16 protein-coding genes are annotated in these 14,358 nt (G+C 47.3%); 11 read left to right on the top strand and 5 right to left on the bottom strand.

Going from position 1 to position 14,358, the window contains the following annotated elements; all coding sequences use genetic code 11:
• From atpD to AC4PME_RS05015, 6 genes are all read left to right on the top strand, one after another.
• A partial coding sequence (atpD, locus tag AC4PME_RS04990; protein ID WP_491529511.1) for a F0F1 ATP synthase subunit beta occupies positions 1 to 884 on the top strand: 884 nt, incomplete at its 5' end.
• Between the two features lie 67 nt (positions 885 to 951).
• The gene (locus tag AC4PME_RS04995) at positions 952 to 1,368 is read left to right on the top strand and encodes a F0F1 ATP synthase subunit epsilon (protein ID WP_119503207.1); all 417 of its coding nucleotides are present in this window, start codon (positions 952 to 954) and stop codon (positions 1,366 to 1,368) included.
• Between the two features lie 119 nt (positions 1,369 to 1,487).
• Positions 1,488 to 1,922: a GFA family protein gene (locus AC4PME_RS05000; RefSeq protein ID WP_491044874.1), complete on the top strand. Its 435-nt coding sequence runs from the start codon at positions 1,488 to 1,490 to the stop codon at positions 1,920 to 1,922.
• Positions 1,912 to 2,274, top strand: a complete 363-nt coding sequence (locus AC4PME_RS05005) for a VOC family protein (protein ID WP_491044873.1) — start codon at positions 1,912 to 1,914, stop codon at positions 2,272 to 2,274. The genes AC4PME_RS05000 and AC4PME_RS05005 overlap by 11 nt, the downstream gene beginning before the upstream one ends.
• Before the next feature lie 142 nt (positions 2,275 to 2,416).
• Positions 2,417 to 3,382 (top strand): hypothetical protein, encoded by a 966-nt coding sequence (locus tag AC4PME_RS05010; protein WP_491044872.1) that lies wholly within the window; start codon positions 2,417 to 2,419, stop codon positions 3,380 to 3,382.
• A 47-nt stretch (positions 3,383 to 3,429) separates the two neighbouring features.
• Positions 3,430 to 4,032, top strand: a complete 603-nt coding sequence (locus tag AC4PME_RS05015) for a glutathione S-transferase family protein (RefSeq protein ID WP_491044871.1) — start codon at positions 3,430 to 3,432, stop codon at positions 4,030 to 4,032.
• 7 nt (positions 4,033 to 4,039) lie between these two features.
• On the opposite strand, the gene AC4PME_RS05020 is transcribed toward AC4PME_RS05015, so the two are convergent.
• Entirely contained in the window at positions 4,040 to 4,618 is a 579-nt protein-coding gene (locus tag AC4PME_RS05020; protein ID WP_491044870.1) for a tRNA-uridine aminocarboxypropyltransferase, read from the bottom strand.
• Positions 4,619 to 4,650: 32 nt separating this feature from the next.
• Between AC4PME_RS05020 and AC4PME_RS05025 the strand changes: the two genes are divergently transcribed.
• From AC4PME_RS05025 to AC4PME_RS05035, 3 genes are all read left to right on the top strand, one after another.
• Positions 4,651 to 5,004: an MGMT family protein gene (locus AC4PME_RS05025; protein ID WP_490707852.1), complete on the top strand. Its 354-nt coding sequence runs from the start codon at positions 4,651 to 4,653 to the stop codon at positions 5,002 to 5,004.
• A 73-nt stretch (positions 5,005 to 5,077) separates the two neighbouring features.
• On the top strand, positions 5,078 to 6,274 hold the full coding sequence (locus AC4PME_RS05030) for an HD-GYP domain-containing protein (RefSeq protein WP_490707853.1): 1,197 nt from the start codon (positions 5,078 to 5,080) through the stop codon (positions 6,272 to 6,274).
• 204 nt (positions 6,275 to 6,478) lie between these two features.
• The gene (locus AC4PME_RS05035) at positions 6,479 to 7,123 is read left to right on the top strand and encodes a YiaD family glycine zipper/OmpA-like lipoprotein (protein ID WP_490707854.1); all 645 of its coding nucleotides are present in this window, start codon (positions 6,479 to 6,481) and stop codon (positions 7,121 to 7,123) included.
• Between the two features lie 53 nt (positions 7,124 to 7,176).
• Here the strand turns inward: AC4PME_RS05035 and AC4PME_RS05040 are convergent, their stop codons facing one another.
• Both AC4PME_RS05040 and AC4PME_RS05045 read right to left on the bottom strand, forming a co-directional pair.
• A complete protein-coding gene (locus AC4PME_RS05040) occupies positions 7,177 to 7,653 on the bottom strand; it encodes a nuclear transport factor 2 family protein (protein ID WP_491044869.1) in 477 nt (158 codons plus the stop codon).
• Positions 7,654 to 7,718: 65 nt separating this feature from the next.
• A complete protein-coding gene (locus AC4PME_RS05045) occupies positions 7,719 to 8,177 on the bottom strand; it encodes a very short patch repair endonuclease (protein ID WP_491044868.1) in 459 nt (152 codons plus the stop codon).
• A 99-nt stretch (positions 8,178 to 8,276) separates the two neighbouring features.
• On the opposite strand from AC4PME_RS05045, the gene AC4PME_RS05050 reads away from it, so the two are divergent.
• Positions 8,277 to 9,554: a DNA cytosine methyltransferase gene (locus tag AC4PME_RS05050; RefSeq protein ID WP_491044867.1), complete on the top strand. Its 1,278-nt coding sequence runs from the start codon at positions 8,277 to 8,279 to the stop codon at positions 9,552 to 9,554.
• 96 nt (positions 9,555 to 9,650) lie between these two features.
• On the opposite strand, the gene fic is transcribed toward AC4PME_RS05050, so the two are convergent.
• Together fic and AC4PME_RS05060 are read right to left on the bottom strand one after the other, a co-directional pair.
• Positions 9,651 to 10,754: a protein adenylyltransferase Fic gene (gene fic / locus AC4PME_RS05055; RefSeq protein WP_491044866.1), complete on the bottom strand. Its 1,104-nt coding sequence runs from the start codon at positions 10,752 to 10,754 to the stop codon at positions 9,651 to 9,653.
• Between the two features lie 409 nt (positions 10,755 to 11,163).
• On the bottom strand, positions 11,164 to 12,027 hold the full coding sequence (locus AC4PME_RS05060) for a YicC/YloC family endoribonuclease (RefSeq protein WP_491044865.1): 864 nt from the start codon (positions 12,025 to 12,027) through the stop codon (positions 11,164 to 11,166).
• Positions 12,028 to 12,269: 242 nt separating this feature from the next.
• Here AC4PME_RS05060 and AC4PME_RS05065 point away from each other — a divergent pair, with 242 nt between their 5' ends.
• Positions 12,270 to 14,243: an alpha/beta hydrolase family protein gene (locus tag AC4PME_RS05065; RefSeq protein ID WP_491044864.1), complete on the top strand. Its 1,974-nt coding sequence runs from the start codon at positions 12,270 to 12,272 to the stop codon at positions 14,241 to 14,243.
• Positions 14,244 to 14,358: the final 115 nt, after the last annotated feature.

The following is a 14,358-nucleotide window of genomic DNA, read 5'->3' on the forward strand; positions in this document are numbered from 1 at the left end:
ACATCGCAATCGAGCACAGCGGTTTCTCAGTATTCGCTGGTGTTGGTGAGCGTACTCGTGAGGGTAACGACTTCTACCACGAAATGAACGAGTCTAACGTACTGGATAAGGTATCTCTGGTATACGGTCAGATGAACGAGCCACCGGGTAACCGTCTGCGTGTAGCTCTGACTGGTCTGACGATGGCAGAGAAGTTCCGTGACGAAGGTCGTGACGTTCTGTTCTTCGTAGATAACATCTACCGTTATACCCTGGCAGGTACTGAGGTATCAGCACTGTTAGGTCGTATGCCTTCAGCAGTAGGTTATCAGCCTACCCTGGCTGAAGAGATGGGTGTTCTGCAGGAACGTATCGCATCAACCAAGACTGGTTCAATCACGTCTATCCAGGCGGTATACGTACCAGCCGATGACTTGACTGACCCGTCACCAGCTACCACCTTTGCTCACTTAGATGCAACGGTAGTACTGTCCCGTGATATCGCGTCTTTAGGTATCTACCCTGCGGTAGACCCTCTGGACTCAACTTCACGTCAGCTGGATCCACTGGTAATCGGTCAGGAACACTACGACGTAGCGCGTGGCGTACAGACTGTACTTCAGCGCTATAAAGAGCTGAAAGATATCATCGCGATCCTGGGTATGGACGAGCTGTCTGATGAAGATAAGCAAGTGGTATCCCGTGCTCGTAAGATTCAGCGTTTCCTGTCTCAGCCATTCTTCGTAGCAGAAGTATTCACCGGTTCTCCTGGTAAGTACGTTTCTCTTAAAGACACTATCAGTGGCTTTAAAGGCATTCTGGAAGGTGAATACGATCACCTGCCAGAGCAAGCCTTCTACATGGTTGGTTCGATCGACGAAGCGTTGGAAAAAGCCAAGAAATAAGAATGAAGCCGGGCAGGCCTTAACGTCTGCCCGTGCTTGATTCACGTTCCTTACTAAGGAGTTTACAATGGCAGCTATGACCGTTCATCTGGATGTAGTAAGCGCAGAAAAAGAGATTTTCTCTGGTCTGGTTGAAACATTACAGGTAACAGGAAGTGAAGGTGAACTGGGTATCCACCCTGGTCACGCGCCACTTATTACTGCAATTAAACCTGGTATGGTGCGTTTGGTTAAGCAGTACGGTGAAGAAGAGATGATTTATGTTGCCGGCGGTGTACTTGAAGTACAACCCGGTATAGTCACTGTTCTTGCTGACACTGCTGTTCGTGCAGAAGATCTGGACGAGCAGTCTGCAGAAGAAGCAAAACGTCGTGCTGAAGAGCATATCGCCAACCCGGGCGCTGATTTCAACTATGCAGAAGCGGCACAAGAGTTAGCAGAAGCTATTGCTCAATTGCGTCTGATTCAAAAACTGCGTAAGTAATACATCAGCAAAAAATTGAAAAACCCGGCTACATGCCGGGTTTTTTGTATCTGCTACTTGCTGTTTTGCTGTAAACCGGTGTACTGTGTATTTATCCAGTTTATATTCACCGGAGAACAATGATGTCAGATAAAGGATTAACCGGACGTTGTTTGTGTGGCGAAGTGGAAGTGCATGCAACGCAGGCAGAAGAACAAGTCGGTGTATGTCACTGCGACATGTGCCGGAAATGGAGCGGAGGCCCTTTCTACAGTGCTCACTGTGGTGTTGCGGTCACCTTTAAAGGGGAAGATGCCATTACCCGCTTCTCGTCGTCTCCGTGGGCTGACAGAGGCTTTTGTCACCGCTGCGGTACCCATTTATTTTATCTCTACAAAGAAAGCGGTGAGTATTTCGTGCCTGCCGGTTTGTTCGATGGTGATAACTTTTCTATGGGAACTGAAATATTTGTCGATGAAAAAGGGCCTTACTACGAACTGCATCCCACCAGCAGGAAAATGACCGGAGCTGAAGTCATGGCTGCTTTTCAGCAGGGAGGCGATAATGAAAAATAAATCATTAAATTATCTGGAGTATCCTTCAGCATCACTGGAAAAGACCAAGGCGTTTTTCGCTTCTGTGTTTGGCTGGTCCTTCACAGATTACGGTGAGGCTTACTGTGCCTTTTCTCTGGATAATGTGGACGGCGGCTTTTATGCCAGTGAAGAAATCAGCACTACGTCCTGTGGTGCAGCTCTCACCGTGTTTTACAGTGACGATCTGACCAGCCTTGAAGCTGAAATTGTTGGTGCGGGTGGAATTATTACTCAGCCTGTTTTTGCTTTTCCCGGCGGTCACCGGTTTCATTTTACCGAACCGGGCGGAAGTGAATTTGCAGCATGGTCTGACTGCTATCAGCAAGAGTGATACAAACTATTACAAACAAAGGCGCAATTGCGGCATTGCAGAGGTTGCATTGCGCCTGCGGATGATTAAACTAGCGGCATAATAAAAACAAAATTTGAACAACAGTGGGAAGGACTTTACTGAGTATTATCGTGAAGGCCGTATGACGACTGAATTTAATTATCCCTCAACTTCTGCCGCTTCTTTCTGGCACATGCCGGTTCTTTATTTTGTAGTGTGCTGTATTGCCAATTACTTCACCGGTGCGCTGGATTACCAGCTTATCAATGATTTCCGGGCTCAACGCGACTTCAATGCTGCTTTAGGCATGCCCTTGCTGACGACCTTTTTCTGGATCAGCCTGCGCATTCAGCAACAGCAAATGGCTGGTGCCATCATGAGTTATTTGCTGGATAAAAACGCCCTGAGCTTATTTGCACAGCATCGTGCCCGGCTGGCGGTGAAACTGCGCAACCACATTCTTACCTCCGCCACCCTCGCTATTTCCATGACGGCTGTCTATATCATGAGTGAAGAACTGGTTGCCTTCGATATGAACATGCAAGTGCTGGTGCTTGATCTGATTGCAGTACCTTTCTGGTTCTTTTTCTGGCTTTTCCTGTTTCAGATGATCTATTCCACCCACTATATGATGAAGCATTTCATTCATATTAATATTGCCACTAGCAGCGAACTGAAAGCATTGAAAAGAGTGTCGCTACTGTCGATGGAGAATGCCCTGTTCAGTATCACTGCGTTGATCATTATCCCCGTTTTCTGGTTTAAAAAAGATATTCCGGCAATCGATCTTGCCATAGTGACCCTGTTTTCATCGTCTCTGACAGTGTATCTCATCATGCCTGCCGTAAAGGTGTACCGGCTTATTGGTGCAAGAAAGCAAAAGATAATGGATCAACTGACCCGCGGGCTGACGTCCATTTACTGTGAAGACGAAAGTGATCGCATTAATCACGAACGGCGCAATGCTATTCAGCAGGAAATTGAAGAAGTGGAAAACATTACTGCTACACCGGTTACGTTCGAACAGTGTAAACGCATGCTGAGCGTCGTCTTTCTAATCCCTGCTTCCTGGATGACATTAATTTATATTGAACATCTTGTGACCTGATAAAAACGTCAGTAAGCTGGAGTGCTGTAGATAAAAAGGAGTTGGTCATGCTGGTTTATGGAGATAGCCGTTCCGGAAACTGCTATAAAATTCAATTATTACTTTCCATACTGGGTAAACAAGTCGACTGGGAAGAAGTCGATATTTTAAAAGGGGCAACGCAAACCCCCGCGTTTTTGCAGAAGAACCCGAACGGCAAAATCCCGCTGTTGGAAATGGAGGATGGCCGCACGCTGTCCGAATCAAATGCCATCTTAAACTTCCTTGCTGAAGGTTCCGCGCTCATTCCCCGCTCATCTTTCGATCTGGCTAAGATGCTGCAATGGCAGTTCTTTGAGCAATACAGCCATGAGCCCTATATTGCAGTAGCCCGGTTCATTAATTTATATCTGGGGTTACCCGAAGAACGTAAAGCTGAATACGCAGCTAAACAGGCTGGCGGGCACAAAGCGCTGGCAGTCATGGAAGAGCAGCTTTCACGCACCCCTTTTCTGACCGGGTCACAATTGTCATTGGCTGATATCAGTTTATACGCTTATACCCATGTGGCCCACGAAGGCGGATTCGATCTGACAGCCTATCCGGCGGTGAATAACTGGCTGAAACTGGTTGAAGATCACAAAGGCTACACGCCGATGAAAGCCGGCTGAACCTTCTTTACTTGCGGCGCAGGTGTGCCGCAGGTCCCTGCCATTGCGCCTGCATAAACTGTTGTAACCGGTATAACGGCGCCGGATCTGTCTCTGTCGTTACCTTCATCACATGGGCAACAGCTTCAAGCGTAGATAATCCTGATTCTGAACGGGTGTGCCTGATACGGTAATCACTCGGGCCGGCATGACTGAAATGATACTGGGGGAGCGGGTGCAGTTGTGTAAAACGTTGCCACAACCCGTAAGCCTGACGCCAGCTTCCATCCAGCAGAATGAAGAGATCGTGCGTACCTGATTGTGGTGTCTTTTCTAAAGAAGTGCTTTCCGGAGACGGATAAATCACCGCCGGAGATCCCGCATTATTAAGAGCATCTGCCACTGCCGTTTCCGCCTCATCAGCGCCTGCGGAAAGTATGGGTGTATCAGGTAAACACAGCTGTACTAATTTAGCAGTATTTTTTGCATGAATGGCTTCTTTCTCATGCTGAATGATGAGAAACTGAACAGGTGTACAAATCTGCGTCACTGCACTGCATACACAGGTTTTTTGCGGATAGCGGCAAACTGAGCAAAATGGACGCATTCGAACACTCTATTGGAAAATAAAAGCGCATTATGGCTGATACTGGCAACAACGACAAAGTGAAGCAAATACTGCAAACCGTTATGGCCGTGCCGGAAGGGTCGGTTGCTACCTACGGGCAAATTGCGGATCTTGCCGGTCTGCCCGGCAGAGCCCGGCTGGCAGGTCGTTCATTGCGTGCTGATTTCAATGGGGAACCGGTTCCCTGGCATCGTATTTTACGGGCTGACGGGAAAATAGCCTTTCCGCCCGGCTCTGAAAAAGCGAAGGAGCAACGGGAATTGCTCATGGCTGAAGGAGTCATGGTGAAAGATAATCGGGTGAAACTGCGAAATTGTCAGTGGCAACCTGATATGGCAACTATACTCTTTACATTGAAGTACTGAATGTGGCCACAGAGCTACCGGCAATCTTTGAACCTCAGTGTACAGACTCATTTATTCCATGGTGTGATAGCAAGTGACCGACAGCGTATTTAAAACAATTACAATAGACGAATTAGCGCCCGGCATGTACGTCAATGAAATCATTGAGCAGTCAGGAAAAGTGAAAATCAAAAGCCAGGGGCGCGTTGCCCGTAAGGCTGTGGTGGAATCCCTGCGAAAACGCGGCGTCCTCAAACTCGTTATCGATTTATCAAAGCAATTCGAACCCGATGAAGAAGCCGCTGTGCCAGTGCCTGCAGAAGAACCGGTTCCGGCGAAGAAAAAAAACCGTGTGAGCCTGACGTCCGAACTGGTTCGGGCAGAAGATCTGTATAAACAGGGTAAGGAAATTCAAAGAACCTTACTTAAAGCTGTACAGCAGGGACTCCCTTTCGACGACCGTATTCCCAGTGAGTTTTCGCAAAACCTTGTGGCTTCAGTCGAGCGTAACCCTGACGCACTGCTTTGCCTTACCCGCATCCGTGAGAAAGATGATTACCTGCTGGAGCATTCGTTAAACGTTGCCATTATTCTCGCTAATTTTGCGCGCCATATGGGAATGTCTGATGACGAAGTACAGGAACTGGCTTTTGCCGGATTCCTTCATGATATGGGCAAAATTCGTGTGCCGGATGAGATCCTGCATAAGCCCGGCAGACTCACTGATGAAGAAATGGACGTGATGAAGAAGCACGTCGAATATGGTGTGGATGCCCTGCATGAAGTAAACCTCAACCCGGACCTCATCAGAACAGTCAGTGAACATCATGAGCGTCTTGACGGATATGGTTACCCGGCAGGAACAAAAGGTGACAATATCAGCAACGCAGGGCGTATGCTGGCAGTTGCAGATATGTACGATGCGCTAACTGCTGACCGTTGTTACAAAGCCGGTATGCCGAGCCAGCGGGCTTTCCAGATCCTTATCGGGGAATGTCCTCATAAACTTGACCAGGCACTTGTTCAGCAATTTATCAAATGTATGGGCGTCTATCCCGTAGGCAGTCTGGTGCTTCTGTCTAACGATAAACTGGCTATGGTGTTGTCACAGAATGATTCTCCGCTGACACCGGTTGTTAAAGTATTCTATTCACTGACCGGTAATCACTATGTTACCCCGCGGGATATCGACCTTTCCCATGATAAGCGGGTAAAAATTGAAAAAGCGGTAAAAGCCAGTGACTACAAAATTAACTTCAACCAGTTTTTTGCACAGAACATTTCTCCCTGATTTGTCTTTAATTGCATACACCACCGGGAACATTTTACCCGCCGGTGTGTGCAATCATCGCAGTTAACTTCCCGTTTATCCCCTGCGGGCAAGGCCATTCAGCTTGTATTCATTTGCCGGCGCGTATTTTGGCGTTAAACCGGATGATGGAACAGGTCTTGCTGTCCTGACCGGTACAGTTGTAATTATCTTAAGAGGGATATCATGAAGAAAGTCTTCGCAGTCGGACTCATCACCGCTTCTCTGGTCGCGGGTGGTTGTGCAACAAGCCCTAACAATACGCAAAAAGGTGCAGGGATTGGCGCTGTCGTCGGTGCACTGTTGGGTAAAGCGACCGGGGATAACGACAAAAGCCGTTATGCCTGGGGTGCCGTGGTTGGTGCTATTGCCGGTGGTGCGATTGGTAACTATATGGATCGCCAGGAAGAAGAAATGCGCGAGCAACTGGCTGACACCGGCGTACAGGTAGTTCGGGAAGGGGATAACCTGCGCCTGATTATGCCGGGTGATATTACGTTTGCCACTAACAGTGCGTCTATCAGTCCTAATTTCAATCCTGTATTGCAGGACGTAGCAACGGTGGTAAATCAGTACGAGAAAACGGTGCTGCTTATCGAAGGTCATACCGATGACACCGGCGCAGAATCTTACAACCAGACGTTGTCAGAGCGCCGTGCGCAATCTGTTAAGAATCTGCTGACCACGTTCAATGTTAATCCTACCCGGGTGACCACAGTGGGTCTGGGAGAGTATCAGCCAAAAGTGCCTAATACTTCGGCTGAAAACCGTCAGATTAACCGTCGTGTTGAACTGAAAATCCAGCCTGTGACGCAAAGTAATTCACGCTAGACCAACATGCCGGACGCGTTGAAACAACCGTCCGGCTTTTCTGATGCAACAAGTTATTTCTGAGTTGTGTTGTCAGTTTGACGAATCATCTTCACTACCTCTTTCGCCAGACCATTAGGCACAGGGATGGTCAGATGATACTGGGCAATTTTCCATTCATCATTTTCAAGCACCAGTACACCGGTTCCCCGCGTTACACCATAGCTGGCATTAACAAGAAGTTCATCAAACCAGGCTGTGTCGCCGTTAGCAGAAAAGTAAATATGCCTGTCCCGGGGATGATAGGTCCAACCCTGCCCCTTATCGAAATATGGCTTCGCATAGGCTTTAAAGTCATCAACCGGCCAGGTTTCTCCCGCATCGGTACCGATGAACACTGCATTGGCTGAAAAGAGGCTGAAATACGTGGTGTAGCTGGCATCAGATGCAGCCTGATGCAACTTATCCAGCACGTTGCTAACTTCTTCCTGAGGACTGGCTGACACCGACAGTGACAGCATAAACAATAAGCAACAACTTAACCGTTTCATCTCATTCTCCTTTTGCTAAAGCGGTATAGTACATTACTTGCGGGTGGTCACAAACGTCTCTGCCGTCAGCGTATTTCCAGCGCTCTTTTAAGGCCGTGCTTCATATGGATGAGTTTCTCAAGTCGTGATATGACTTCTTCAAAAGGCAGCTTGCCAACACCCTTCAGGGCACACTCCCAAACAATAATTACCTTCCATCCCTGACTAAGCAGGTAGTGCTGGTGGCGTTTATCCCGCACTGTATTCTGCGTAAGTTTGGCGAGCCAGAATGCTGTTCTTGTTTCCGGCAAGTGTGCCAGATGACACTGTTCGTGCATGTGCCAGAAGCAGCCGTGCACGAAAATACAGGTTCTGTATTTGGGTAACACAATGTCCGGCGAGCCCGGTAACCGCTTAACATTTTTCCTGTAACGGTACCCTCTGGCAAACAGCGCCCGCCGGACCAGTAGTTCCGGTTTTGTATTTCTGCTTTTTATCGCAGACATGTTTTTACTTCGCGTAGCTCTGTCGTGTACGTCTGCCAATAAAAGTTTCCTTCCGTTTTGAATGACAAAGCGCTGGTAGCTGATCTGTTCTGATGCTAACCTCGCAGGGATAAAAACCGGATAAACAGAAGTCTCCCCATGAGTAAACAAAACCAGAATCTTAACGCTGATGATATCAGGTGTATACGTGAGCGGCTGGGATTAGGCAGAACAGAATTTGCAAATCTTTTGGGGTTGGGCAATCAGGGCGAGCGGACAGTTCGCGGTTGGGAAAATGGCGAGCATCTGCCTTCGGCTAAAAAAGCAGAAGCAGTGAGAACCCTGGAAAAACGCATGGTGCAACTTGCCAGAGAAGCGCCTTTCGCAGCTACCGGCTCAGAATACCACTTTAAATTTATCGATCTCTTTGCCGGAGTGGGTGGCATACGGCTTCCATTTCAGGAGTTAGGAGGTAAGTGTGTATTTACTTCAGAATGGGATAGGTTTGCACAAAAAACGTATCTTGCTAACTACGGTGAAATGCCCCACGGCGATATTACCCAAATTCGCGCGACAGATATTCCGGATCACGATGTGCTGTTGGGCGGGTTTCCCTGCCAGGCTTTTTCGCAGGCAGGTCTGAAAAAGGGATTCAGCGATACCCGCGGCACCATGTTTTTTGAAATTCAGCGCATCCTTGTTGAAAAGCGCCCGAAAGCATTCCTGCTGGAAAACGTAAAGCAGCTCAAAGGCCATGATAAGGGCCGGACACTTAAAACCATTGAGGCTATCCTGCGGGGAGATTTTGATCAGAGTATACCGGATGATATGCCTCTCAGTGAGGAAGCACGCCATGCCCTCTCAGATAAGCTGAATTACTGGGTGGACTATAAAGTGCTGCGGGCGGCAGATTTCGGTGCCCCGCAAAATCGTGAACGGGTATTTATCATCGGCTTCGATAAAGATCATTTCAGCGAAGCGGATATCAACGCACATTTTCGCTGGCCGGAACCACCAAACACACCAACCCGTGTGGGCGATATTCTTGAAAGTGCGCCTGAACTGGCAGCTAAAGATGATCGTTACACGTTATCAGACAGACTCTGGGCGGGCCATCAGAAGCGTAAAGCGGAGCATAAACAAAAAGGTAACGGATTCGGCTATTCACTGTTTACCCCCGACAGCGCCTACACCAACACGATCAGTGCCCGCTATTACAAGGACGGGTCCGAGATCCTGATTGACCAGAGTGCACTGAACAAGAATCCGCGTAAACTGACACCAAGAGAATGTGCACGATTACAGGGCTTTCCCGAGGCATTCATCGTTGATGCCGTATCTCAGGGCCAAATCTACAAACAATTTGGCAACTCAGTCTGTGTAAATGTGATCAGGGCCGTCGCCAGTGAAATGGTGGCGTTTATGAGGCGGAAATAAAAAAGCCCTGTTTGCCCACCAAACTGCCCACCACTTGCCTATGGCTTTTACTAAATCTTAGTGGTTAGCAATGGAAAAACAGTGCCATTTTTACGCTCAAAATGCGTTGATACTACTACTATCTTTTGTCATTAACGTCATCAATCGCGGGTGTACAAATAATTTTTCCTTACCGGAATTTATTTCTTGCAGCACACCAATATCCGCTAACTGCTTTAAATACGTTGAAGCAGTTTGGCGTTTTGCAATGCCACGCTCAACTAGATTATTGATACGACAGTAAGGTTGTTCAAAAATAAGCTGAACGAGCTCATAGCTATATATTTTAGGTAGCTGTGCTTTTATGTAATCGGTTGTACTTTCCATAAGTGCTCTAATCGCTGTGATCTTATCACTAGTCGATATGGCAGTTTGCTCGACACCCTTTAGCATAAATAACAGCCAATCTTCCCAATTCTGATCTTTGGTCACTTGGTTCAATAGGCGATAATAGTCTTGTTTGTTATGAACGATGAAACGGCTTAAGTACAAAATAGGTAGCGTTAAAAGACCGCATTCAATAAGGTACAAAACATTTAGAATACGTCCTGTCCGACCATTCCCATCATAAAATGGATGTATAGCTTCAAATTGATAATGGCTAACAGCCATCTTTATTAATGGATCTATATCATCGTCATCATGAATAAATCGCTCCCAGTTAGTTAACAAGTCGCGGATAACGCTCTCTCCCGCAGGCGGGGTATAGATAATTTCTTCAGTCGTCTGGTTGCCTATAAAAGTCCCCGGTACTTTACGAATATCCATTTCAGAGTGCTTTAACGTACTGCATATTTCAATGGCAGTCGCTGTGCAAAGCGGCTTTCTTTCAAGTTGTATATAACCCTGATATAACGCTGTTCTGTAGCGTAAAGCTTCCTTTGTTGCATGATCAGCGCCTTTATCTTCTAGCGCATACTGAAAAAGTTTATCGGTAGTGGTAACAATATTTTCAATTTCTGAACTGTCTTTTGCTTCCAGCAAAGGCAGTAAGTTAATTAGCATGCTTTGGTTAGGTATGAGTTCCCCTGCCTTTTTTAATTCTGCTACAGCGGCGCGTGCAGAAATACAGGCTTTCAGAACGGCCTTCGTCTCTATGGAATTTAGATTTGGCGGTAATATGGGTAATTGGTTGTAAGGCTGCTCTGCTTGCCAGGTCATGTTTAAATTTCTATTTTATATCGACATAAATGAACTATTGGGCCAGTTTATGTCGATTAGATCGACATATCAATTTTATATGTCGATTTTTTACTGTTATTTCGACATAAGTTTTTTATGTGTCGATACACTCGACATATCAACACTCAATGCATATGGCTCATCTAAACCGAGTTTCGAGAGGGAAACTTCAAGGTAGTACGCCATTCGTTGGGCATCTGGGGCAATATGGGCAAAGCCTAAATTCACGCCACATGGCTTCACACAATTCGCTTTTGTGCACACCCAACACCAAAAACAGGCAGTTGGTAGCGGACATCTGCAAACCTATTTGGACGGGAAAATAATAAAGCCCTGGATTTACAAGTAAAAAACAGGGCTCTTAAGACATTATTGGGCGGGTAAAAAACTATTCAATATTCTGGATCTGTTCGCGCATCTGTTCAATCAGCACTTTCAGCTCAACAGCTGATTGGGTGATTTCTGAATTTATTGACTTGGAGCCCAGTGTATTCGACTCACGGTTGAATTCCTGCATCATGAAATCCAGACGACGGCCGCAGGCGCCACCTTTTTTCAGGATGTTACGGGTTTCTTTAACGTGAGCATTCAGGCGGTCGAGTTCTTCTGCCACATCAATTTTTTGCGCCAGCATGACCATTTCCTGCTCAAAGCGGGTGGGATCGAGTTCTACTTTGGCTTCTTCAAAACGGGACTGAATTTTTTCACGTTGCCACTCAACAATAGCCGGCATTTTTTCAGCAACTGCTGCGGCTTCCTTTTCAATACCATCCAGGCGCTGTTCAATGAGTGCTTTAAGTGCATCACCTTCGGTGGCACGGGCTTCGATGAACTGAGTCAGGGTATCGTCAAATGCCGCCAGAATATCCGCCTGAATGGCATCCATATCGGCTTCTTCGGCAGCAATTACGCCGGGCCAGCGCAGGATATCAAGGGGGTTAACTCCGGTGGACTGACCGTGTGACTGCACCCAGTCAGCAGCATGCATGACTTCTTTCGCAAGTGCCTCGTTAAGCGTGAGTTTGGTTACAGCGGCATCGTTAGCACTGAAACGCAGCGCGCACTCTACCTTTCCCCGCTGCAAACGCTTGCGAAAGCGCTCACGGAGCATCGGTTCCAGTGCCCGGAACTGTTCAGGCAAACGGAAGTAAGTTTCCAGAAAACGCTGGTTCACCGAGCGGACTTCCCACACGGCTGTTCCCCAGTCTTTTTTCACTTCACTGCGGGCAAACGCGGTCATGCTGTAAATCATAAATTTTCAATCTCCGTATGGATTTATGCGTAAGTCTACGCAGGAATCACCGGGTTGTCAGTGGTAATGTTCACTGTGTTCATACTTTAGTACAAGGTTCAGACAGGTTTTGATCGTCCCTGCTTGCCTGTACCTGTGTTGCTGACTATTCTGTTACCGGATAAATTTGTTACATTTAATGGATTCTGATTTAAGAGATAATGCCTCATTATCAGAAGTATGTTTACTCAGGGATGACCCACATGTCGTATAAGAAATTAGGTGCGCTGGTCGCATTTTTGTTCCTTTCTTTTTCTGCTTTTGCGGCTTTTACACCGCAGGACATAGCTAAAAATGCTATTTACGCAGATGCCAAAATATCACCGGACGGAGATCGTCTGGCCATCGTGGTTGTGCAGGATGGCATCAGAAACCTTGCCGTGCTGGACATGAAAGATTTCTCAACGGTTGGCGGAATGGCCATGCGCGGGGGAAATGAGGTCGGTACCTTTTACTGGGCGAATAATGATCGCCTGGTAATGGAAATATGGCGTAAAGAGCCATGGCAATCTGAACCTCAGTTCTGGGGCGAACTTTACGCCATTAATTACGACGGTACTAACGGCGAGATTATCTACGGATTCAACGTCGAAGAGCGTCAGAATACCCGAATTAAAAGGAAGAAAAGCGTAGATGGCTGGGCCCGTGTAATCAGCACAATGCCGGATAACGACAATGAGATCCTGATTGCATCAGAGCCGATGAACGTAGACCGGATTGGTTTCGTCCAGCGTCTTTCTGCCAGCTACGACAGCATCGCATCAATTCACCGTCTGAACGTTTACAGCGGCAAATTGTACCCCGCCAAGGCTTACGCGCCCGCGCCGCAATCAGACATTTTTACTGATGACAGTGGCAACCTGATCATGGCAACCGGCACAAATAAGAATGACGATACGCTTATTTTTCGTCGTAAAGGCGATGACTGGGAAGAAATCAGTGAGCAATTCGGGCAGGCTTTCCATCCGGTATCTCTGAACGAAGATGCCACGGAAGTGATTTACCTGGATAATTTTGAACAGGACAAAGTCGGCCTTTTCCGGATGAACCTCAAAACCGGTGAGCGAAAAGAAATATACACCGATGATGTAGTGTCTTTGTCTCAGGTAAATCTGACAACTGACAAATCCTCTGCCTATGCTATCCGCGTGGATGACGGTATGCCGGCGTACATGGTTTTCGACAGTGCCGGTGAAGAAGCCAGAATCTTTAAAGACTTGCTGGGTGCCCTGCCGGGTTACAACGTGAATATGGTCAGCCGTTCAGCAGACGGCAATTTGTGGCTCATCTATGCCACCAGCGATATTGATGCCGGTACGTATTATCTTTACAACAAATCTGCCAATAGCCTGAGCCAGCTGTTTGCTAACCTTGAACACATTTCCGTAAACGACTTCTCTGAAACTAAACCAGTGAGTTTTGAAGCGTCAGACGGAATGAAAATTCACGGTTTCGTTACCTACCCTGTTACGATGAAACAGGGACAGAAAGTGCCTCTGGTAACTCTTGTTCATGGCGGTCCGCACTATGTACGTGATTTATGGTGGTTTGACCGTGAAGTTCAGTTACTGGCGAACGAAGGTTATGCTGTTCTTCAGGTGAACTACCGTGGTTCAGGTGGCTATGGCGGCGATTATCAGGTTGCCGGCTACAAGCACTGGGGTGACGATATTCAGCAGGATATTATCGACGGTACACGCTACATCATTTCTCAGGGACATATCGATAAAGACAAAGTGTGTATCATGGGCGGCAGTTTTGGCGGCTATTCTGCGGTCATGTCTGCAGAGCTGGCACCTGACCTGTTTAAGTGTGCCGTTGCTAATGCCGGCGTCTATGATCTGAATCTGGCACTGGAAAAAGGTGACATTACTGAATTCCTCACCGGTGATGCGTATCTGGAAAAAGTGTTGGGTACTGACCCCGCTCAGTTAACCGCGTTTTCCCCTGTGACCCACGTGAGCAAACTGTCCGGTCCGGTACTTATTGCCCATGGTGCCCGTGACCGCCGGGTTCCCCTTGAGCACGCCGAACGTCTGAAAAGTGCCCTGGACAAAGCAGGCAAATCGTATGAGTGGTCCGTGAAAGACTCGGAAACACATGGTTTCTATGATGAAACCAACCGCGGCGAGTACTATCAGAAGGTCGTGAATTTCCTGTCTGAAACATTAAAATAATCTGATAACGCCGCATTTATGCGGCGTTTTACTTTTTTACGCCTTAATTCCCTTCTCGCCGGATTCAATTTGCCGGTGTATTTACGCTATACTTGCGCCTGTTAAAAAATACAGA

Source organism: Alteromonas sp. (genome assembly GCF_984505615.1).

Bases quoted from the DNA above. Each gene is read 5' to 3' on its own strand.
- AC4PME_RS04995 (WP_119503207.1), top strand. From the start codon at position 952: ATGGCAGCTATGACCGTTCATCTGGATGTAGTAAGCGCAGAAAAAGAG.
- AC4PME_RS05005 (WP_491044873.1), top strand. From the start codon at position 1,912: ATGAAAAATAAATCATTAAATTATCTGGAGTATCCTTCAGCATCACTG.
- AC4PME_RS05020 (WP_491044870.1), bottom strand. From the start codon at position 4,618: ATGCGTCCATTTTGCTCAGTTTGCCGCTATCCGCAAAAAACCTGTGTA.
- AC4PME_RS05000 (WP_491044874.1), top strand. From the start codon at position 1,488: ATGATGTCAGATAAAGGATTAACCGGACGTTGTTTGTGTGGCGAAGTG.
- AC4PME_RS05065 (WP_491044864.1), top strand. From the start codon at position 12,270: ATGTCGTATAAGAAATTAGGTGCGCTGGTCGCATTTTTGTTCCTTTCT.
- AC4PME_RS05015 (WP_491044871.1), top strand. From the start codon at position 3,430: ATGCTGGTTTATGGAGATAGCCGTTCCGGAAACTGCTATAAAATTCAA.
- AC4PME_RS05060 (WP_491044865.1), bottom strand. From the start codon at position 12,027: ATGATTTACAGCATGACCGCGTTTGCCCGCAGTGAAGTGAAAAAAGAC.
- fic (WP_491044866.1), bottom strand. From the start codon at position 10,754: ATGACCTGGCAAGCAGAGCAGCCTTACAACCAATTACCCATATTACCG.
- AC4PME_RS05040 (WP_491044869.1), bottom strand. From the start codon at position 7,653: ATGAAACGGTTAAGTTGTTGCTTATTGTTTATGCTGTCACTGTCGGTG.
- AC4PME_RS05035 (WP_490707854.1), top strand. From the start codon at position 6,479: ATGAAGAAAGTCTTCGCAGTCGGACTCATCACCGCTTCTCTGGTCGCG.
- AC4PME_RS05050 (WP_491044867.1), top strand. From the start codon at position 8,277: ATGAGTAAACAAAACCAGAATCTTAACGCTGATGATATCAGGTGTATA.
- AC4PME_RS05010 (WP_491044872.1), top strand. From the start codon at position 2,417: ATGACGACTGAATTTAATTATCCCTCAACTTCTGCCGCTTCTTTCTGG.
- AC4PME_RS05025 (WP_490707852.1), top strand. From the start codon at position 4,651: ATGGCTGATACTGGCAACAACGACAAAGTGAAGCAAATACTGCAAACC.